The 20,615-nt window shown below is 63.6% G+C and carries 19 protein-coding genes; 11 read left to right on the top strand and 8 right to left on the bottom strand.

Translation table 11 applies throughout. From position 1 onward, the window contains the following. Positions 1 to 224: 224 nt before the first annotated feature. Positions 225 to 2,072 carry a M3 family oligoendopeptidase gene (locus tag ASD12_RS05575; RefSeq protein ID WP_244482752.1) on the bottom strand — a complete coding sequence of 616 codons (1,848 nt, stop codon included), beginning with the start codon at positions 2,070 to 2,072 and terminating at the stop codon, positions 225 to 227. Positions 2,073 to 2,234: 162 nt separating this feature from the next. Here ASD12_RS05575 and ASD12_RS05570 point away from each other — a divergent pair, with 162 nt between their 5' ends. The 3 genes from ASD12_RS05570 to ASD12_RS05560 all read left to right on the top strand — a co-directional run bounded on the left by ASD12_RS05570 (position 2,235) and on the right by ASD12_RS05560 (position 6,405). Then, positions 2,235 to 3,770: a sigma-54 dependent transcriptional regulator gene (locus ASD12_RS05570; protein WP_056582710.1), complete on the top strand. Its 1,536-nt coding sequence runs from the start codon at positions 2,235 to 2,237 to the stop codon at positions 3,768 to 3,770. Positions 3,771 to 4,216: 446 nt separating this feature from the next. Next, positions 4,217 to 6,046 carry a DUF882 domain-containing protein gene (locus ASD12_RS05565; protein ID WP_056582708.1) on the top strand — a complete coding sequence of 610 codons (1,830 nt, stop codon included), beginning with the start codon at positions 4,217 to 4,219 and terminating at the stop codon, positions 6,044 to 6,046. Between the two features lie 167 nt (positions 6,047 to 6,213). Further along, on the top strand, positions 6,214 to 6,405 hold the full coding sequence (locus ASD12_RS05560) for a hypothetical protein (protein ID WP_056582706.1): 192 nt from the start codon (positions 6,214 to 6,216) through the stop codon (positions 6,403 to 6,405). A gap of 87 nt (positions 6,406 to 6,492) precedes the next feature. Here ASD12_RS05560 and ASD12_RS05555 read toward each other — a convergent pair whose 3' ends face one another. Further along, positions 6,493 to 7,131: a 2-dehydro-3-deoxy-phosphogluconate aldolase gene (locus ASD12_RS05555; RefSeq protein ID WP_056582705.1), complete on the bottom strand. Its 639-nt coding sequence runs from the start codon at positions 7,129 to 7,131 to the stop codon at positions 6,493 to 6,495. Between the two features lie 189 nt (positions 7,132 to 7,320). Here ASD12_RS05555 and ASD12_RS05550 point away from each other — a divergent pair, with 189 nt between their 5' ends. The 3 genes from ASD12_RS05550 to ASD12_RS05540 all read left to right on the top strand — a co-directional run bounded on the left by ASD12_RS05550 (position 7,321) and on the right by ASD12_RS05540 (position 10,075). Next, a complete protein-coding gene (locus ASD12_RS05550; protein ID WP_056582703.1) occupies positions 7,321 to 8,250 on the top strand; it encodes a rhodanese-related sulfurtransferase in 930 nt (309 codons plus the stop codon). Positions 8,251 to 8,362: 112 nt separating this feature from the next. Then, positions 8,363 to 9,058, top strand: a complete 696-nt coding sequence (locus ASD12_RS05545; protein ID WP_056582701.1) for a tellurite resistance TerB family protein — start codon at positions 8,363 to 8,365, stop codon at positions 9,056 to 9,058. Positions 9,059 to 9,319: 261 nt separating this feature from the next. Further along, complete coding sequence (locus ASD12_RS05540) at positions 9,320 to 10,075, top strand: SDR family oxidoreductase (RefSeq protein WP_056582699.1); 756 nt, start codon at positions 9,320 to 9,322, stop codon at positions 10,073 to 10,075. On the opposite strand, the gene ASD12_RS05535 is transcribed toward ASD12_RS05540, so the two are convergent. Then, the gene (locus ASD12_RS05535) at positions 10,076 to 10,450 is read right to left on the bottom strand and encodes a YciI family protein (RefSeq protein ID WP_056582697.1); all 375 of its coding nucleotides are present in this window, start codon (positions 10,448 to 10,450) and stop codon (positions 10,076 to 10,078) included. It lies immediately after the preceding gene. Positions 10,451 to 10,603: 153 nt separating this feature from the next. Beyond that, entirely contained in the window at positions 10,604 to 11,788 is a 1,185-nt protein-coding gene (locus ASD12_RS05530) for a pyridoxal phosphate-dependent aminotransferase (protein WP_056582695.1), read from the bottom strand. Positions 11,789 to 11,871: 83 nt separating this feature from the next. Here ASD12_RS05530 and ASD12_RS05525 point away from each other — a divergent pair, with 83 nt between their 5' ends. The 4 genes from ASD12_RS05525 to denD all read left to right on the top strand — a co-directional run bounded on the left by ASD12_RS05525 (position 11,872) and on the right by denD (position 14,862). Then, the gene (locus ASD12_RS05525; RefSeq protein ID WP_056582752.1) at positions 11,872 to 12,558 is read left to right on the top strand and encodes a GNAT family protein; all 687 of its coding nucleotides are present in this window, start codon (positions 11,872 to 11,874) and stop codon (positions 12,556 to 12,558) included. A gap of 74 nt (positions 12,559 to 12,632) precedes the next feature. Next, positions 12,633 to 13,562: a cation diffusion facilitator family transporter gene (locus tag ASD12_RS05520; protein ID WP_244482747.1), complete on the top strand. Its 930-nt coding sequence runs from the start codon at positions 12,633 to 12,635 to the stop codon at positions 13,560 to 13,562. An 89-nt stretch (positions 13,563 to 13,651) separates the two neighbouring features. Further along, a complete protein-coding gene (locus ASD12_RS05515; RefSeq protein WP_082525260.1) occupies positions 13,652 to 13,864 on the top strand; it encodes a hypothetical protein in 213 nt (70 codons plus the stop codon). Positions 13,865 to 13,884: 20 nt separating this feature from the next. After that, entirely contained in the window at positions 13,885 to 14,862 is a 978-nt protein-coding gene (gene denD, locus ASD12_RS05510; protein WP_056582689.1) for a D-erythronate dehydrogenase, read from the top strand. Between the two features lie 27 nt (positions 14,863 to 14,889). Here the strand turns inward: denD and ASD12_RS05505 are convergent, their stop codons facing one another. The 4 genes from ASD12_RS05505 to ASD12_RS05490 all read right to left on the bottom strand — a co-directional run bounded on the left by ASD12_RS05505 (position 14,890) and on the right by ASD12_RS05490 (position 18,935). Continuing rightward, positions 14,890 to 16,083, bottom strand: coding sequence for a nickel/cobalt transporter (locus ASD12_RS05505; protein WP_056582687.1), 1,194 nt, complete (start codon positions 16,081 to 16,083; stop codon positions 14,890 to 14,892). Then, positions 16,080 to 16,748, bottom strand: a complete 669-nt coding sequence (locus ASD12_RS05500; protein ID WP_056582685.1) for a DUF1007 family protein — start codon at positions 16,746 to 16,748, stop codon at positions 16,080 to 16,082. Before ASD12_RS05500 ends, ASD12_RS05505 begins: the two co-directional genes overlap by 4 nt. Before the next feature lie 88 nt (positions 16,749 to 16,836). After that, a complete protein-coding gene (locus ASD12_RS05495; RefSeq protein WP_056582683.1) occupies positions 16,837 to 17,736 on the bottom strand; it encodes a LysR family transcriptional regulator in 900 nt (299 codons plus the stop codon). Positions 17,737 to 17,738: 2 nt separating this feature from the next. Continuing rightward, positions 17,739 to 18,935 (bottom strand): amidase, encoded by a 1,197-nt coding sequence (locus ASD12_RS05490; protein ID WP_056582681.1) that lies wholly within the window; start codon positions 18,933 to 18,935, stop codon positions 17,739 to 17,741. A 539-nt stretch (positions 18,936 to 19,474) separates the two neighbouring features. Between ASD12_RS05490 and odc2 the strand changes: the two genes are divergently transcribed. Beyond that, positions 19,475 to 20,608: an ornithine/lysine decarboxylase gene (odc2, locus tag ASD12_RS05485; RefSeq protein WP_056582679.1), complete on the top strand. Its 1,134-nt coding sequence runs from the start codon at positions 19,475 to 19,477 to the stop codon at positions 20,606 to 20,608. Positions 20,609 to 20,615 lie beyond the last annotated feature (7 nt).

The following is a 20,615-nucleotide window of genomic DNA, read 5'->3' as shown; positions in this document are numbered from 1 at the left end:
CGGCCGTTGTCGCGTTCGCCTGAGCGCCACGGTCGGCTGAGATTTTTCTCGCCGATCCGCATGCGCTCCGGCTGAGCTTGGAGCGAAGGCTATCATAGAGCTTGTGGAAAGCTATCGGAAAACTTCGGTGGAGAGTACTTCAAGAACAGATATTTAGGACGATAATAGAGCTATCCCAACATGCATTCCGGCTAAACTGTTCAGGGACGCCTACGGGACATGTATCAAGCGTCGAGCGCTTCCAACTCGTCGATCAGGCCACTGATGACGCCAAGCCCGATCTGCCAGAAGGCGGGGTCGGTGGCATCAAGGCCGAAGGGCGCCAGAAGCTCGGAATGATGCTTGGTGCCGCCGGCGCGCAGCATCTCGAAATACTTGTCCTGGAAGCCACGCTCGGCATTCTGGTAGACCGCGTAGAGCGAATTCACCAGGCAGTCGCCGAAAGCATAGGCGTAGACGTAGAAGGGCGAATGGATGAAGTGCGGAATGTAGGTCCAGAACACCTCGTAGCCTTCGCGCAGCTTGATCGCCGGGCCGAGGCTTTCGGCCTGCACTTCGAGCCAGAACTGGCCGAGCCTGTCGGAGGTCAGTTCGCCATTCTTGCGCTCGGCATGCACCTTGCGCTCGAATTCATAGAAGGCGATCTGGCGCACGACCGTGTTGATCATGTCCTCGACCTTCTGGGCCAGCATGGCCTTGCGCTCGCGCCTGTCTGTGGTCTGGTCGAGCAGCGAGCGGAAGGTCAGCATCTCGCCGAAGACGGACGCCGTCTCGGCCAGCGTCAGCGGCGTCGAGGCCATCAGCGCACCCTGGCCGCTGGCCAGCACCTGATGCACGCCATGGCCAAGCTCATGCGCCAGCGTCATCACATCGCGCGGCTTGCCCATGTAATTGAGCAGGACGTAAGGGTGCGCCGACGGCACGGTCGGATGGGCGAAAGCGCCAGGCGACTTGCCGGGCCGCACCGGCGCGTCGATCCAGTTGCGGTCGAAGAAGGTTCGCGCGATCTCCGCCATGTCGGGCGAAAAGCGCTGATAGGCGGACAGCACGGTGTTCCTGGCCTCGTCCCAGCCGATGATCGCCTGGGGCGTATCCGGCAACGGCGCGTTGCGGTCCCAGTGGTTCATCACCTCCATGCCCAGCCAGCGCGCCTTCATCGCGTAGTAGCGATGTGACAGGCGCGGATAGGCATCGCGCACGGCGGAGGCCAGGGCATCCACCACGCTGCGCTCGACGCGGTTGGCGAGATGGCGTGAATCGGCGATGTCCTCGAAGCCGCGCCAGCGGTCTGATATTTCCTTGTCCTTGGCCAGCGTGTTGGTGATCAGCGCGAAGGTGCGCAAATTCCTGCGGAAGGTCGTGGCCAGCGCCTCGGACGCTTGGCGGCGCACCTCGCCATCGGCGTCCTGCAAGCGGTTCAGTGCCGGCTCCAGCGTCAGTTCCTCGCCGTCGATGTCGAAGCGAAGGTCGGTCATCGTCTCGTCGAACAGGCGGTTCCAGGCGCCGCGCCCGGTGATTGATTTTTCGTGGAAGAGTTGCTCGACACGGTCCTCGAGCTGGTAGGGCTTGTCCTTGCGCAGATCGAGCACCCAAGGCCGGTAGTGGCCGAAAGCGGGATCGCCGGCGAGCGCGCCTTCGATGGCGGCATCGTCGATAAGGTTGAGTTCGAGCGCGAAGAACAGAAGGTGCGCGCTGGCGTCGGTCATCTTCTCCTGGATGTCGCCATAGAGCTTGGCGCGCTGCGGGTCGGCGGTGTTGCCGGCATAGACCAGTCCCGCATAGGAGACGATGCGGCCGATCAGTTCCTCCAATGCCTCGTAGGCGACAAGCGCCTCGCCCAGCCTGCCGGCGCTGCCGCGCTCGGCCTCGGCGGCCAGCGTGCCCTTCCAGCGGCTCTCGAAGCTGATCGCATCAGTGGCGGCCTTGGCGATGTCGCGCTTCAGTTCCGGCGCATCCATGCCGGCATAGAGATCGGCAAGGTTCCATTCCGGCAGGTCGCTAAGCTCGGCCGCGCCCTGACCGGACGCTGGCGCCGCAAGCTGCCGAGCAGAAACCATGTGCCCAGAAACCATGTGCATTGCCGACACCTTCCGTGGCCAAGGTTCAAGGAGAAACGAGAAGCCGGTCAAATCCTAAGGAATTCATTCACCGGGTTTTTTGAAACCTTATTTAGAACCCTGTGCCAAGATGGTCCACAGGGCAGAACTCCTCGGGCGGGCATAGTCGTATCAGTCATGACAGGTTCCATACTCATAGTCGATGACGATCCCGTGCAGCGCCGGCTACTCGAAGCGGCGGTGACGCGGTTCGGCTACACGGCAATCGTCGTCGACGGCGGCGCGGCCGCTCTCGATATCCTCGACGGGTCCAGCGCCCGCGAGGTTTCGGTGGTCATCCTCGATCTGGTCATGCCCGGCCTCGACGGTATCGGCGTGCTCAAGGCGATGCGTGAGCGCGACATAAATATCCCGGCCATCGTGCAGACTTCGCAGGGCGGCATCGAGACCGTGGTTTCGGCGATGCGCCACGGGGCCTTCGATTTCGTCGTCAAGCCGGCGTCTCCCGACAGGCTGCAGGCTTCGATCGGCAATGCGCTCAAGGTCGAGGCCGTCGAGGGCGAGGTCAAGCGCACGTTGCGCCGGCGCAGCGGCCTTCTGACCTTCAAGGACATGATCACGCACAGCCCGGCCATGGACAGGGTGATCCGCCTTGGCCAGAAGGCAGCGGCTTCCAACATTCCGATCCTGATCGAGGGCGAGTCCGGCGTCGGCAAGGAGTTGGTGGCGCGCGCCATCCAGGGCAGCGGCGACCGCCGCTCGAAACCCTTCGTCACCGTCAATTGCGGCGCCATTCCAGACAATCTGGTCGAATCGATCCTGTTCGGCCACGAGAAGGGCTCGTTCACCGGCGCCACCGACAAGCACACCGGCAAATTCGTCGAGGCGCATTCGGGCACGCTGTTTCTCGACGAGATCGGCGACCTGCCGCTCGACGTGCAGGTCAAGCTGTTGCGCGCCGTGCAGGACGGTGAGGTCGATCCGGTCGGCGGACGCTCGACCGTCAGGGTCGACATCAGGCTGATTTCGGCGACGCACCGCAACCTCCTGCAGCAGGTCAAGGACGGCAAGTTCCGCGAGGATCTGTTCTATCGGCTGAACGTCTACCCGATCTTCGTGCCGCCGTTGCGCGACCGCCGCGACGACATCCCCTATCTGGTCACCCATTTCATGGACAAGGTGGCGCCGGCCGACCCGCGTCATCGCCTGCAAGGCATTTCGGCTGCAGCACTTGCCGTGCTGCAGGCCTATGACTGGCCCGGAAACATCCGGCAGCTCGAAAATGCCGTCTTCCGGGCCTCGGTGCTTTGCGAAGGCGATGTGCTGACCACGGAGGACTTCCCGCAGATCCGGGCGCAGGTGGAAGGCACCGTCAATCTCGACACGGACGGCGATGCGCCGTCGCCGTCCCTGCCTCTGGAGGGGGGCGACGAGGAAGCCTTGCCCGGCGAGGGTGGGCTGGCGACCGCATCCGATCCGCCGGCCAGGCTGCAACCTCGCTTTGGCACGTTGCTGGCGCTCGACGAACGCGGCAATGTGCGTGCGCTGGCCGATGTCGAACTCGAAATGATCAAGCTCGCCATCGATCATTACAACGGCCAGATGAGCGAAGTCGCTCGCCGACTCGGCATCGGCCGCTCGACGCTTTACCGCAAGCTCAAGGAATACGGCATCGACCCCGAAACCGGCCGCGTCGACCGGCTCGCTTCCTAGAGCAAATCCCGTTTGGATTGAATCCAGAAACCGTTCCCCCGCTTCTTGCTACGCTGACCTTCGGACCGGATCAGGCGTCGGCCACAAGGCCGGCGCCAGCTTGCAATGCCACAACAGGCCCTGTATCGCCTTCGGTGGATTGTCGCAGGCCTGTGGACAGCTCTGTTCACGCATTAAGGCTAACGGTAACACATCGTGTTTGGGGCGAAGGCGGAAATCTGATCTAAACCAGCGGTTTACCAAGAAACCCTGTGAACGATTTTTGACGGGATATCGCCACGGTGTTACCGCATTTCGGCTTCAATAAGCGATGATTAACCATTAGGATCGATATTCGGATGTGAGGACGACACATCCGTTTGGACAAATCCGGGGACAAACGGCAGCCTGCAAGGCCTTTTGATTTGAACAGAATCGAACGACACACAAACGGGCGGCACCATCATTTGAGCGTCTGGCCGAAATGGCTGGCGGTGTTGATTGTCGCTTTTGGTTTTGTTGCCGCGGCTGCGACCGGAGCCAGCGCTGAAACACGTTCGCTGAAGCTCTATCACCTCCACACCCACGAGAAGGCCGAGATCGTCTACAAGCGCAACGGCCGCTACGTTCCCGAGGGTCTCAGGAAGATCAACATCATTCTGCGCGACTGGCGCCGCAACGAGCCGACCAAGATGGATCCGCGTCTGCTGGATCTGGTCTGGGAGGCGTATCGGGAAAGCGGCTCCACGGACTACATCCAGGTCGTCTGCGGCTATCGCTCGCCGTCGACGAACTCGATGCTGCGCAGCCGCAGCAGGGGCGTCGCCGAGAAGAGCCAGCACATGCTCGGCAAGGCGATGGATTTCTACATTCCCGGCGTGCAATTGAAGAAGCTGCGTAACATCGGTCTCAAGATGCAGGGTGGTGGCGTCGGCTACTATCCGTCATCCGGTTCGCCGTTCGTCCATATGGATGTCGGCAATGTGCGTCATTGGCCCGGTATCAGCCGCCAGGAACTGGTCAGCCTGTTCCCCAATGGCAAGACGCTGCATGTGCCGAGCGACGGCAGGCCGCTGCCCGGCTTTGAGCAGGCGCTCGCCTCCTACAAGGCGCGCAAGGGTTCAGGCGCTCCGGCCATCGAGTTGGCCAGTGCCGGCGGCAGCAGCAAGAAATCAGGTGGGTTCCTGTCGGCTTTCTTTGGCGGCGGCGACGACGAGGCCGACGACAGCGCCGATGTCGGGACCGCTTCGGCTGCCCCCCCACCCAAGGCCAGAAACCTGAAGCCGGCCGCGGCAGCCAAGACCAGCAACCTCCCGGGCATCGCCATCGTGGCGCCGGAGAATGCGCAGCGCGCCGAAATTCCGCAAATCGCGGAGGAGCAGGCTCCGGAGCCGGAACAGGATACGCCGGAGACGATCATCGCGGCGCTGCCGGCACGCAGCATTCCGCTGCCTGATTTCGCACCGCGGCCGAAGGCCGACGTCGGCGCCCAACAGCCTGAGAACGTGCCTTTTGCCATGGCCGATGCGACAGCCACCACCGAGCAGGCAGTGGCGACCGCGCATGCGCCGGCGAGCGTTCCTTTCGGCATGGCCGATGCAACGGCTTCGGCAGATCCGGCCCAGGTCGTGGTCAACAACATACCGTTGCCGACATGGCGTCCCGACAATTCCCTGCCGGCCGCTCTGGCTCCGCCGCCCAGCAAGGATGTGCTGATGGCGCTGGCCGAGACGGCTGATCAAGGCAAGACCGCGACCGGTGCGTTCTCGGTGCTGCCGACAGCGCGCCCCGAGATGGCCAGGCCCGATGCGGTCAAGGCCGTGCTCGACGAGGCTACTGCACAGGTCGGCGCGGCCGACGCATACCAGGTTGCTTCCTTGTCGGAATCCGAGCCGCGTTCGGCCTTCAACGATCCGTCGGGTACCGACGCCGCGACACCGCGCGAGGCTGTCGTTGCCCGTCCGGCCGGCTCCGATCCGGCCGCCGCGATCGGTGCCGGCGTCAAGACGACCCGCAAGGAATCAAGAGCCACGGCCCGCGACCTGAAGCCAGGTCCCAAGGCCATGGTGGTTGCCGCCGCACCGCAGGCCGCCCGCTGGGCTCTGACCAGCGGCGAGCATGTCGCCGCCGTTTCAAGCTCGACGACGGCGCCGGGCTACGCCTACAGCATCGTGCACACGCCGCCGAGCGAGGTCTACACCGCCGGCTTCCAGCCGAGCAATCAGGTGGCCGATGCCAACCGCTTCACCGGCAACGCCGTCAAGTTCATGTCGGTCGCCCGCTTCCAGACCAAGTGACGACCAATCGAACGACAAAGCCGCGCCGGGCAACCTGCGCGGCTTTTTGTTGCGTGGCCGCACCGCTCGCCGCTGGTCCAATCACGCCGGTCTGACATTGCTGTGATCGTGGAACTGCCTGCCTTTTCAAGTGTTTCTCCGGTGTTCGTTCAAACCCGGGGATATCCATGAAGAACATTCTATTGGCATCGGTCATTGCGTTGGCAACCGCTGCGGCGGCCATCGCTCCCACGCAGGCCGCGACCATTGTCGTCAAGACCACCGACCATATGCATATGAAGAAGCACTGCAGGACCAAGCTGGTCACGACCTGGAGGCACCACCACAAGGTGGTCAGGGAGGTCAGGGTCTGCAACTGATCCAAGCCCAAAGCAGGCCTGGTAAAAACATCTGGCAATCGCGGTCGACGCAAGTCGGCCGGTTTTTTTCGCGCCGTGATGAAGGCCTTATTTTGCGAGCTTGCTCGCCGCGCGCGCCAGAGCTTCGATCTCGTTCCACTTGCCGGCCTTGACCAAGTCATCGGGCGCCACCCAGGAGCCGCCGACGCAGACCACGTTGGGCAGGCTGAGATAGTCGGCCGCGTTCTTGCCGGTGATGCCGCCGGTCGGGCAGAATTTCACATCGGCGAGCGGCGAGGCGAAGGCCTTCAGCGTAGCGATGCCGCCCGACTGCTCGGCCGGGAAGAATTTGAGAAAGCGCAAGCCGGCTTCCCGCGCCGCCATGATCTCGCCAGGCGTGATAGCACCGGGCAGCAGCGGAACGTCGCTGTCGGCGGCTGCCGCCAGAAGCTCGCGGGTGATGCCGGGGCTGACGATGAACCGAGAGCCTGTGCTCGCTGCCTCTTCGAACTGCCTGCTATCGAGAATGGTGCCGGCGCCGACGATGGCTTCCTCGACTTCGCCAGCCACCCGCCGGATGGCTTCCAGCGCGTCGGCGGTCCTCAGCGTAATCTCGATTGCCGGCAGGCCGCCACGCGCCAGTGCGCGGGCCAGCGGCACGGCGTCAGCGACATCAGCGATCTTCAGCACCGGGATGACCGGCTGGCCGTTGAGGAGCGACAGGAGTTTTTCGGTCTTGCTGGGCATCTGTCTCTCCGTATCCTAGGGAATTTCAACCGATTAGCAGACAGGTGTTTGCCTGTCCATGAAACCGGTCGCGTCGCGATGTCACGCGCCGCCGGACAGCCTACGGGCTCTTTCCCGACAGGGCCATGACACGCATCCGGAGCCGTTTTGCCTTGAATCGGCTTTTACGAGCGTCTAGTTGCTCTGGCAATGACGCCGTCCAATCCATCCCAGCCCCTTTGCGTCGCCGCGCTCTACCGGTTTGCCCGGCTCGACGCCTTCGAAGAGCTGCGCGCGCCGCTCGCGGCCTTCTGTTGCGGGCGCGGCATCAAGGGCACGCTGCTTCTGGCGCATGAAGGCATAAACGGCACCGTCGCCGGCGGCGAAACGGCGATTGCCGAACTGATCTTGTATCTCGAAGCCATCGAAGGGCTTGCCGGCCTCGAGGTCAAGTACAGCGTCGCCGCGGAAATGCCGTTCCACCGCATGAAGGTGCGGCTGAAGCGCGAAATCGTCACCATGGGTGTCGAGGACATCGACCCTTCGAAACGCGCCGGCACCTATGTCGCGCCGGCCGACTGGAACGCGCTGATTTCGGAACCCGATACTGTTATCATCGACACGCGCAACGCCTACGAGGTGTCGATCGGCACTTTCAGGGGTGCTGTCGACCCAGCCACCTCAAGCTTTCGCGAGTTCCCGGCCTGGGTTGAAGCACACCGGGCGGAGCTCGAAGGCCGCAAGGTCGCGATGTTCTGCACCGGCGGTATTCGCTGCGAAAAGGCGACCGCCTATGTCAGGTCGCTCGGCTTCGAGGATGTGTTTCACCTCAAGGGCGGCATCCTCAAATATCTCGAGGAGGTTCCCCCGGAACAGAGCCTCTGGCAGGGCGAGTGCTTCGTCTTCGACGAGCGGGTTTCGGTGTCGCACGGCCTCGCCGAGGGTGAAGCGGAACTCTGCCGCGCCTGCCGCCATCCGCTGACGCCGAGTGACCTGACGTCGCCCAAATTTTCTGCCGGTGTTTCGTGCCCGCGTTGCTTCGATGCGCGTTCGGACGAGGACCGTCAGCGTTATGCCGAGCGACAGCGGCAGGTCGAACTCGCCGCAGCACGGGGCAGGGGTCGGCATATCGGATCTTAGGTCCGACGGTTGCGGCAAGCGAGGGTCTGTCATTGTAATGCTGGGGTACGGGACTTACCTCTGCGACGTTCGAAACCTGCCCGTTCGGCCGGGCAAATCCTGGAGGCATTGAATGTTCGATCCCAAGAAGCTTCTCGACGATCTGCTCGGTTCGCAAATCCCTGGCACCAGCGGCACCGTCCGCGACAAGGCCGATCAGGCCGTGCAGATGGCCAAGGACAATCCGCTGGCCGCCGGCGCACTGGCCGCCGTGCTGCTCGGAACCGGCGCCGGCCGTGGGGTGACGGGCGCTGCGGTGAAGCTTGGTGGACTGGCCGCGATCGGCGGCCTCGCCTACAAGGCCTACCAGAACTACAAGGCAGGCAACGCACCGGCCGCGGCGCCAGAGGGCGGCGAACCGGAATTGCTGCCGCCGCCCAAGGACACTGCTTTCCACCCGTCGCAGGCGCCACAGGGCGAGGACGATTTCACGTTGACCCTGGTGCGGGCGATGATCTCGGCAGCGAAGGCCGACGGCCATATCGACGATGACGAGCGCCAGAAGATCGCCGGCAAGCTTAGCGTGGCCGGCATAGGCTCCGATGCCGAAAAGTTCCTGATGGCGGAGCTGGCAAGTCCGCTCAACCTCGACACGCTGGTGGCCGGCGCCATGACCGACGCGCAGAAGCTCGAACTCTATACAGCGTCGCGCCTGACCATCGATCCCGACACACGCGCCGAGCGCGGTTATCTCGACCTGCTTGCCGGCCGGCTTGGCCTGCCGGACGCGCTGGTAGACCATGTCGAAGCGACCGTTTCGGCAGCCTAGATGCCAGCCAAGGCCGGGACCTCACCCAATCCGCGCTGGTAGGCCAAAACGGCACAGGCCGCCTTCATCGTGTTAACCTTTCGTTAACTCAGCAAGCGCATCATTCTACACAGTCGGATCGGCTTTCCTCCTCCCAAGCCCGGTTCAGATCAGGGCGGTCGCCAATGACCGCCCTTTTTGTCGGCAGGTGTGTTCTTGCACCTGTCCGGCTTGTCACGGCTGCGATCATTTGCGATGGCTGAGACGTCACGGAGGACAGTCATGATCGAGCAAAAAACAGCCATCGTCACCGGCGCCGGCACGGGCATCGGCAAGAGCGTCGCCACGGCGCTGCTCAAGGCCGGCTGGAACACGGTGTTCTGCGGACGCCGCAAATCCGTGCTGGATGCAGCGGTGGCCGAGGCCGGTCCCACCGATGCCAAGGCATTGGCGGTTGCCTGCGATATCTCCAAGGCTGAGCAGGTCGACGATCTGTTCGAGACGGTGGCGGAGGCCTTCGGCCGTGTCGACCTGCTCTTCAACAATGCCGGCATGGGCTACAAGTCGACGCCGATCGACGAGATCCCAGTCGCAGTGTGGAACGATATCGTCGGCGTCAACCTCACCGGTTCGTTCCTGTGCGCGCGCGCAGCCTTCGGCGCCATGCGCAAGCAGAGGCCGATGGGCGGCCGCATCATCAACAACGGTTCGGTGTCGGCCTATGCGCCACGTCCGGGCTCGGTCCCCTACACAGCGACCAAGCATGCCATCACCGGACTGACCAAGACGCTGGCGCTCGACGGCCGGCCTTATGACATCGCCTGCGGCCAGATCGACATCGGCAATGCGCTGACCGACATGGCGCAGCCAATGACGGTCGGCGTGCCGCAGGCCAACGGCTCGATATCAGCCGAAGCGGTGATGGACGTTCAGCACGTGGCCGACGCAGTCGTCCATATGGCCAGCCTGCCGCTCGACGCCAATGTGCTGTTCATGACGGTGATGGCGACCAAGATGCCGTTTGTCGGACGTGGGTAGTTATTTCCCCGCCAGCGGCACACCGGGCTTGAAAAGCAGAATGGGCCTGATCTCGTAAACGGCGGTCGGATTGACGCGGCGAAGGTCGCGGGCGATCGCGACCGCATCGTCGCGCGTCGCGCAGTCGACGACATAGAGACCGAGAAGCTGTTCCTTCGTTTCGGCGAAAGGGCCGTCGATGATTATGCCATCGCCGGGGCCGCGCAGTGTGCAAGCATCCTTTGTCGCCCCCAGACGCGCGGACGGTCCAAGCGTGCCTTCCTCATGAAGCCGGGTGTTGATCTTCAGCAGGTCCGCCATCAGCGCCGCATCTTCCTGCGGCGTCAGCGCCTTGATCGCATCTTCCACGTGATAGGCAAGGATTGCATAGAACATCTGAGGCACCTGCTTCGATCCTGGTCCAGGGGAGCGTAGCTTTTCCCAAGACGCACGCCCAGCCCTGGCCGTGCGTCTCCGGACGGATCATGACACCCATCATTGTCTGCAGTCGCAACCACCCGGAAAGAGGCCACGGGCCCGCTTTGAAGCTCACTTCGCCAGGAACGCCCCGATCCGTTCCAGCGCGCGCAAAATATTCTCCTCGGAATTGGCGTAGGAGAGCCTGATATAGCCTTCGCCGAGAATGCCGAAATCGGGGCCGCCGATCAAGGCCACGCCGGCCTCGTCGAGCAGCGCCGAAGCGAGCTTCTTTGCCTTCCAGCCGGTCTTCGAGACGTTGGGGAAGGCATAGAACGCGCCCTTGGGCGTGATGCAGGAAATGTTGGGCAGGGCGTTCAATCCCTCGACAACGATCTTCCGGCGGCGGTTGAAGGCGCGCATCATCTTGTCGACGTCGTCCTGCGGGCCGTCGATGGCCGCGATGCCGGCGAACTGGCTCGGCGCGTTGACGCAGGACCAGCAATTGACCGCCAGCTTGCGCACCTTGTCGTAGAGATGGGCGCCCTTGTCGCCATTTGGCCAGATCGACCAGCCCATGCGCCAGCCGGTCATCGCCCAGGTCTTCGACCAGCCGTTGAGCACGATCAGCCGGTCGCGGATCTCGGGAAAGGCAAGCAGCGAGCAATGCGTCTCGCCGTCATAGGTCATGACGTCGTAGATCTCGTCTGAAAGGATGGCGACGTCGGGGTGCTTCTCCAACCCCTTGACCAGCTTCTCGATCTCGGCGCGCGGCGTGACGCCGCCGGTCGGGTTGGCCGGCGAGTTGAGGATCAGCAGCCTGGTCTTCGAGGTGATCAGAGCCAGCGTCTCCTCGGCGGAGAAGGCAAAGCCGTTTTCCTCCCGCATCGGCACGGGAATAGGCGCAGCACCGGTGAACTCGATCATCGAGCGATAGATGGGGAAGCCTGGGTCGGGATAGAGGATCTCGGCGCCAGGCTCGCCGAACATCAGGATCGCGGCGAACATGGTCGGCTTGCCGCCGGGCAGGATCATCACAGCTTCGGGCGATACCTCGATGCCTGTGGTAGTCAGCGTGCGACGCACCACTGCCTCGCGCGTCGCCAAAAGGCCATTGGCCGGCGTGTAGCCGTGGTGGCCGTCGCGCAGCGCCTTGATCGCCGCCTCGACGATATGCTGCGGCGTCTTGAAGTCGGGCTGGCCGATGCCGAGATTGACGATGTCGCGGCCTTGGCTCGCCAGCGCCGTCGCCCGCGCCAGCACGGCAAAGGCGTTTTCCTCGCCAAGACGGTCGAAGGCCGAAATCGTGTGGAGCATTTTTCCCATCCGTGTGGTTCTTGCTGTTGGGTCGCGTTTTTGTGAGCCTTGGGCCGCAAAAGTCAAACGGATTGGAGTTTTTGGTGTCGGAAAATCTTGCGAATTGGCAGCTACGCCCGCGTCCGGAACGCAAGGCCATCGACGGAAGCTATGTCCGGCTCGAGCCGCTGAGTGCTGCAAGACACGGCGACGGCCTCTACGAAGCGTCCTCCGTGTCCGATGTCGACGGCCGCTTCGCCTGGCTGCCCGACTATCCGCCGGAGACGCGCGCCGCCTTCCAGCCATGGCTGGACAAGGTCGAGGCCAGCGAGGATCCCCTGTTCTTCACCGTCATCGACAAGGCCAGCGGCAAGGTCGCCGGACGCCAGACGCTGATGCGCATCGATCCAGCCTACGGGGTCATCGAGATCGGCAACATCTATTGGGGTCCGCTCATCTCGCGCAAGCCGGGAGCGACCGAAGCGCAGTTCCTGTTCATGAAATACATCTTCGACGAGCTCGGCTATCGCCGCTACGAATGGAAGTGCAACAACCGCAACGAGCCTTCGAAGCGGGCGGCCGAACGGTTCGGCTTCAAGTTCGAGGGCATTTTCCGCCAGCATCTCATCGTCAAGGGTGAAAACCGCGATACGGCATGGTATTCGATCATCGACAAGGAGTGGCCGGCCTTACGCAAAGCCTATGAAGCGTGGCTCGACCCGGCCAATTTCGATGGCGACGGCCAGCAGAAGCGACGGCTCGAGGATTTTCGCGCGCAGTTCGGGGCGTGAGATCAGGCGCGTAACGGGAGTTGCCATTGGCACATACCCACGATCACAGCGGGCATGATCACGGAGCTGGCCATGTGCATGGTTCGACCGACAAGAAGCGCGTGCTGATCGCAGCCTGCCTGACCGGCGGCTTCATGATCGCCGAAGCGCTCGGCGGCATCCTCACCGGGTCGCTGGCGCTGCTGGCCGATGCCGGCCACATGCTCGCCGATTCGATCGCGCTCGGCCTTGCCTGGTATGCGTTTCATCTTGCGGGGCGACCGGCGACCGGTCGTCTCACCTACGGCTTCGGCCGGGTCAAGACGCTGGTGGCCTATACCAACGGCATTGCCATCTTCGTCATCGCGCTGTGGATCGTCTATGAGGCGTGGGGGCGCCTGCAGGCGCCGGCGCCGGTGCTTGGTGGGCCGATGCTGGTGGTGGCGACCCTCGGCCTGCTGGTCAACATCGGCTCGTTCTTCGTGCTGCATGGCGGCGACCGAGAGAGCTTGAACATGCGCGGCGCCATCCTGCACGTGCTTGGCGACCTGTTCGGCTCGGCCGCGGCCATCGTCGCCGCGCTGGTCATCCTGGCGACCGGCTGGACGCCGATCGACCCGATCCTGTCGGTCCTGGTCTCGTTGCTGATCCTGTACACGGCGTGGTCATTGATGAGTGAAGCCGCCCATGTCCTCCTCGAGGGCGTGCCGCCAAGCCTCGACCGCGATCTGATCGCCAGGGACATCGAGGCGACGGTCGTTGGGGTGCGCGAAGTGCATCATATGCATGTCTGGTCGCTCGACGGGACCAGCAACATGGCGACGCTGCATGCCTGCCTCGAGGAGAGCGTCGATGCCTATCAGGCGGTCAGCGCCGTCAAGAAGCGGCTTGCCAGCGAGCACGGCATCAGCCATGCCACCGTGGAATCGGAATTCGGACAGTGCGCCGACGATGGCGATGACCACGACGATCACGACCACGGGCACGAGCATGACGCGGCCGCGCATCACGACCACCATCACTAGGACCGATCGATTGATGTCGATTGGTCCTGCCGCAGGAGTTGCAAAGCCTTGAAAACCAGCTTGATGAACACCCGCTGCCCTGGTGTGGCGTGATGGACCGCGACACCAGGAATGCCGTTATCGCCGCGGTGTGGATCATGCTTCTGTTCGGTATCGGCGCCTACTATCTGCCGACCGTAATGTTGGCTCTCGGCAGCCTCTCGACCGTGCTGGCCGGCGCCTTTGGCATCGTCTTCGTGCTGGCATTCTTCTCGGTGTTCTGGCTGCGGGCCCGCAGCCAGCGCAAAAACCAGGGCAAATAGGAAAATAAGGGACCTTCGATATGCGCATTCTGATCACCGGTGCCGCAGGCATGGTCGGCCGCAAGCTTATCGCCCGGCTGGCCAAGGACGGCACGCTGCGCGGCGGCAAGATCACCGCGCTCGACCTGCACGATATCGTGCCGCCGCAGGCACCTAGCATGGACGGCGTCAGCGTCACCCTCCACACCGGCGACCTCGCCGAGGCGGGTGCCACTGAGCGCCTGGTTGCATCGCGCCCCGATGTTGTCTTCCATCTCGCCGGCATCGTGTCGGGCGAGGCGGAAGCCAATTTCGATCTCGGCTACCGCGTCAATCTAGACGGCACACGGGCGCTGTTCGATGCCATCCGGCTGGCGGGCTTTGCGCCGCGTGTCGTCTTCACCTCGTCTATCGCGGTGTTCGGCGCGCCGTTCCCGGATGTCATTCCTGATGAATTCCATCCGACGCCGCTGACCTCCTACGGCACCCAGAAGCAGATGAGCGAAGCACTGCTGGCCGATTATTCCAGGCGCGGCTTCTTCGACGGCATCGGCATCAGGCTGCCGACCATCTGTGTGCGGCCGGGCAGGCCGAACAAGGCGGCCTCGGGCTTCTTCTCAGGCATCATCCGCGAGCCCTTGAACGGCCAGGAGGCGATCCTGCCGGTGCCACGCTCGGTCGTGCACACCCATGCCAGCCCGCGCTCGGCGGTCAATTTCCTGATCCATGCGGCAGCGATCGACGGCAGCGCCGTCGGCCCTCGCCGCAACCTGACGATGCCCGGCGTCGCCGTCACCGTCGGCGAGCAGATCGAGGCGCTGGAACGCATCGCCGGGCCAAAGGTGGTGAAACTGATCCGCGAGGAGCCGGACGCGACGATCTGGGCGATCGTCAAGGGCTGGCCGACCCGGTTCGAGGCGCGGCGCTCGAGGGAACTTGGCTTCACTGCCGAAAAGAGTTTTGACGAGATCATCCGCGCGCATATCGAGGACGAGCTCGGCGGCAAGATCGCGGGTTAAGCTCCGAGCCTCGCGGCGGCGCTGGCATCATCCGCCAGCCGCCAGGCTCGCCGACAACAGCAACAGCCCGAACAGGAACACGAAGGCCGCGCCGCCGATCTCGACGATCGAATGGATGCGGTTGCCCATGCGGCCGTCGCCGGCGAAATACACCGCCCAGTTCTTGGCGGTCACCGCGAGTGTGGCCAGCGCCGAAACGGTGATCGCGGTTCCCAGCGACATTGCCAGAACCGACAGCAGGCCGCCCAGCCAAAGTCCGTTGAGCAGGGCGAAGCTGAGCACAATCAGTGCGCCGGAGCAGGGGCGGATGCCGACCGCCGCCACCGCCGACCAGGCCGTGCGCCAATCGAAGCGGTCGCCCGACAGCAGCGCCGGATCGGGCGCATGCGAATGGCCGCAAGTGTCGCAGACCTCGCCCGCCGCGTGATCGTGATGGGCATGATCGTGATCATGCGCGCCGTGGTCGTGATGATCGTGGGGATGATTGTGCGCGTGGTCGTGATCGTCATGCACCTGCAGCGCATGCGAATGGGCATGCGCCGAATGGCTGCGAGCGGCATGCGAATGGCCGCTATGCGAATGGCCACCATGAGAATGACCGGCATGAGAATGACCGGCATGAGCCGCCGAAAGGCTGTAGGCGGGGCCTTTGCCAAACAGACGCAGGACGGAGGGGCCGAGCTTGCGCCACAAAAGCCAGGCGCCGAACAGGGTGACGAGGGCAAAGCTCATGACCTCCATGAACCAGGCCGCGTCGGTCATCGAGACGGAGGTGCCGCGCAAGACGAAATAGGCCACCCCCATCACCGCGACCGCCGTCAGGCCCTGCAGCAGCGCCGAGACGAAGGACAGCAGGATGCCGCGCCGCAGCGCCACTTCATTGGCCACCATGTAGGACGAGATCACCGCCTTGCCGTGGCCGGGGCCGGCGGCATGGAAAATGCCGTAGGCGAAGGACAGGCCGATGAGTATCCAGATCTTGCTGCCGTCCTGGCGCATCGCCTTCATCGCGGTTGCCAGCGCACGATAGAATTCCTGCTGCCGCAGGTTGATCCACATCAGGATGTGGGCAAACGGGCCGGTGGTGGGCGCCATGCCGTCATTGACGCCGATGCCGAGCGAACTCTGGGCATGAGCGGTGTTGGCAAAATGCATCATGACAACAGTGAGGGCCAACAGGCCGAATGCCAAACGCAGGGACGGTTTCGGCACCGGGTTCATCCTTCTGGCTGACAGGTCAGTTCGAGCTTGGTGGCGAAGATCTTGCTCATGTCGGTGCCGGTCGGATCGTTGAAGAAGGCATCGGTGAGGGTCTTCTGGTTTTCCTTGATCGCCTCGTCCGGGTCCGGACGGATCACCTTGCTGGTGCAGTTCGATGGCAGGCCTTCAACCGTGATGTTGGAATCCTCGGTGAAGTCGATCGCCGTGTAGAAGGTCGGATCGTAGACGCCGATGTCGATCTTGCCGTTGAGCTTGATCGGCACCTTCGGCTCGGACTCGAACAGGATGATCAACTGGTCGTTGTCGAAATTGGCCATCAGATGCGGCGGCGGCGTCATCGCCACGTCCTTGCCGTCGACGGTGACGAGCTGGAAGTAATTGAACTCAGCCAGCGAGGCATGGACCGTGTCGGCGACATCCTTCAGTTCCTTGTCGTCGAGCTTCAGGTCGGAGTTCTTGTCGAACTCCATCATCACCGTCGAGGAGAACAGATCGTCGAAGCGCCAGAGATGGCGCAGCGCCTTCACGCTTTGGTGATCCGGGGAGAGGATCACGTCAAGACGTGCCTCGGCGAAGACGTGCGGATGCACATAAGCCGGTCCAGTGGCGGCAAAGATCGCCGTCAAGGCCGAAGCCAGCATGATTGCGTGCCGTTTCAGGTGCATTCTCGGTCGCGATTCCATCGGCCTCGGAGAGATGTCGAGAGTTACCAGAAAGGGGGCGAAATTGGGACCGCTACTCGGCTGAAGTGGGTCAGGCAGCTTCACGCGTCCTGAACCACTGCACCAGGAAGTCGACGAAGACGCGTACTTTCGCCGGGAGATAGCGGCGGTGCGGGTAGACGGCGAAAATGCCGCCGCCCGACAGGATGCGGTCATCCATCACCGCCACCAGCTGACCGCTTGCTAGGTCGGGCGCGGCGATGAAATCCGGCAGGACGGTGAACCCCAACCCAGACACGGCCGCGGCTCTCGCCGTCATCGGGCTGTTGACCTCGATCGGACCCGACACCGAAACGCTCACCGGATCGCCATTGTCGCCCTTGAACGGCCAGTTGTTCAATCCGCGGCCATTGGTGTCGACGATGCAGGGCATGCGGCTGAGATCCTGCGGCCGTGTCGGCGTGCCATGCTTGGCGATCAGTTCGGGAGAGGCGCAGAGCTTTATCGAAAACGGCGCCAGCCGCCTGGCGATCAGCGACGAGTTCTCTAGCCGCGAGATGCGCACCGCAAGGTCGAAGCCCTCCTCGACCAGATCGACGAAGCGGTCGTCGAGCTGGATGTCGAGCACGATGTCAGGATGCTGCTTGGCAAAATCGATCAGCGACTGGCCGATCGGCGCGTCGGCGAAGGTGCGCGGCGCCGACAGCTTGATCCGGCCGCGCACGTCGCCGGAGGATTCACGCACGGCGTCGGCCAAGCTGTCGACCTCGCGCACGATCTCCGAGGCGCGCCGGTAATAGGTGTGGCCGGCCTCGGTCATCGAGAACTGGCGCGTGGTGCGGTTGAGCAGCAGCGCGCCGAGTTCGTCCTCCAGCTCGCGCACATATTTCGACAAAAGAGCCTTGGAGCGGCCGATCTTGCGCGCCGCCGCCGAAAAGCCTTCGGCCTCGACCACATCGATGAAGGCACGCATGCGGGTCAGTGTGTCCATGGTCAGGCCTTTCGTGCCGCGTCGAGAAGTTTCCGGCCGAGCCGTATCAGGGCAATGTCGCTGCCGGAAGGCCCAAGCAGCGACAGGCCGAACGGGGCGCCGGCGACCGCGCCGATGGGCAAGGTGATTTGCGGAAAGCCGGACAGGCCGGCCAGGCACAGAAGTTGGAGCGCCCGTTCGCGATAGGCCTGGAATTGCTTCGGCGTGCTGTCCACGTAGGGTGCTGGGCCCGGAACCGTCGGCAGGACAAGGAAGCCGTCCTTGCCGAGCATGGCGCTCAGTTCGTCGCGAAAGGTCAGCCGGCGCACCTTCTCGGCCTGGGCCGTCTTGTCGTCGACGGCACGGCCAAAGCCGAAGCGCTCTTCAACACCGGGGCCAAGGTCGCGCTCACCGCTTGTGATCCATTCGCCATGCACCGCCCAGGCCTCCTTGGCCTGCAGCCGGCGAAAGCACCAGTAGAGTTCATCCGCAGATGAGGTGAAGCGGATTGCTGGCGTCGCCAGCGGGCCGAAGACCGCGCTCGCCAACGCCTTCATTCCGGCATATTCGGCAATCGCCGGGCGGGCGACCAGCGCGTCCAGCCAATCCAGTGCCAGCGGCCGGTCGAGTGTGTGCTGGTGCGGGTCGCGGCCAAGCAGCAGCTTGCCGACGGTCTCATAGGTCTCGATGTCGTCGGCGAACCAGCCGAACGTGTCGAAGCTCGGCGCCAGCTTCATCGTGCCATCGAGCGAAATGCGGCCATGCGTGGTGCGCAGCCCGATCAATCCGCAAAAGCTCGCCGGCGCGCGGATCGAGCCGCCGGTGTCGGAGCCGGTGGCGATGTCGGCCAGCCTGCCCGCCACCGCCGCCGCCGACCCCGATGACGAGCCGCCGGTGACGCGGTCGGGCGCTGCCGGGTTCACCGGAAACGAGAAATGCGCATTCTGGCCGAACAGCGCGAAGGCAAGCTCGTCGGTCTGCGTCTTGCCGACGAAGCGCGCGCCGGCATCGAGAATCATCTGCACGGCAGGTGCGGTGCGCGAGACGATGTGGCTTGCGGCGAATTTCTGCAAATTGCCACAACCGGTGCGGTAGCCGGCGACGTCGTAGATGTCCTTGACGGCCAGCCGCAGGCCGGCCAGCGGGCCGAGCTCGGCATGTGCCACCGGCATCTGACGAAGATCGAGAAAGGCGTTGAGAGGGCCGTGCGTGCCTGTCATCGTTCGATATCCGGATACGGTTGCCGCAACATCGTTCGATGCCAGAAATTTTACAACCTGGGATACGATTTTTATTGATTGTGACGGCAACCAGCCATATATCGCCCTTGCCCAAAGTCGCACGTGCCTGTGGGTGTCCGCCGATCCTCGAATGGTGAGGGAAATCGGTAAGGTAACTGGAGCCAACCCCTCCAGTCGGTCTAGCGGCCAACCGCCAGCCCGAGGACACCTTGAAGCAACGACGGTGCGGGCCTTTCTGGTGTTCTGCCGGTTGTCCAAAAACCGGGGTTACTGAAGAGGCACACCTTCATTGCCGGCAGTGCGGACGGGTCTCCCATCCAAGCCAAGGCAGACAAAGCGAACCGAGGCCGGGCAAGGCCAAGGTTCACCGCCGCGAGACGGCGCTTCATGGTTCCGGGGTCTCCACCGGCTGGTTCCATGGATTTCCGTCTCGCCTTTGTCCACCGCGTGTTCGCGAGGCTGACAGCCCGCGTTCCGCAGCCTTATTGCGCGCCGAAAGGCGCTGATGGAGAGACCCGATGGCTACCCAGCGCATCCTTGACTTCCTCGCCACCCGACGTCCGTCCGGCCCCTGCCTCGTCGTCGACCTCGATGTCGTGCGCGACAATTTCCGCGCCTTCGAGAAGGCACTCCCCGATTCCAAGATCTACTATGCGGTGAAAGCAAACCCGGCGCCGGAAATCTTGCGCCTGCTTGCTGCGATGGGCTCGTCCTTCGACACCGCTTCCGTTGCCGAAGTCGAGATGGCGATGGACGCCGGTGCGCTGGCGGACCGCATCTCCTTCGGCAACACCATCAAGAAGGAACGTGACATCGCACGCGCCTACCAGCTCGGCATCCGCCTGTTCGCCGTCGATTGCGTCGAAGAGGTCGAGAAGATTGCCCGTGCCGCTCCCGGCGCGCGCGTGTTCTGCCGCGTGCTGACCGATGGCGAGGGCGCCGAGTGGCCGCTGTCGCGCAAGTTCGGCTGCGTGCCGGCGATGGCCGTCGACGTGCTGCGCCATGCCAAGGGGCTCGGCCTCGATGCCTATGGCGTGTCGTTCCATGTCGGCTCGCAGCAGACCGACCTGACCGCCTGGGACCGTGCACTGGCCGACGCCAAGGTGGTGTTTGCGACGCTCGCCGAGGAAGGCATCGTCTTGAAGATGGTCAATATGGGCGGCGGTTTCCCGACGCGCTATCTGCGTGACGTGCCGGCAGCCCAGGCCTATGGCCAGGCGATCTTCTCGGCGCTGCGCAAGCATTTCGGCAATGCGCTTCCCGAGACCATCATCGAGCCGGGCCGTGGCATGGTCGGCAATGCCGGCGTCATCAAGTCGGAAGTCGTGCTGATCTCGAAGAAAGCAGCCAACGACAATGTGCGATGGGTGTTCCTCGACATCGGCAAGTTCGGCGGTCTGGCCGAGACGATGGACGAGGCGATCCGCTACCCGATCGTCACCGCGCATGACGGCACGGAGACCGCGCCCTGCGTGCTCGCCGGCCCGACCTGCGATTCGGCCGACGTGATGTACGAGAAGACGCCCTATCCGCTGCCTTTGTCGCTGACGATCGGCGACGAGGTGCTGATCGAAGGCACCGGCGCCTACACGACCACCTACTCGGCGGTCGCCTTCAACGGCTTCGAGCCTCTCCGATCCTACGTGATCTGACGGTTCG

The sequence above is a fragment of the Mesorhizobium sp. Root102 genome, assembly GCF_001425625.1.
Classification (GTDB): domain Bacteria; phylum Pseudomonadota; class Alphaproteobacteria; order Rhizobiales; family Rhizobiaceae; genus Mesorhizobium.
This window is presented reverse-complemented; position numbering and strand designations above follow the sequence as displayed.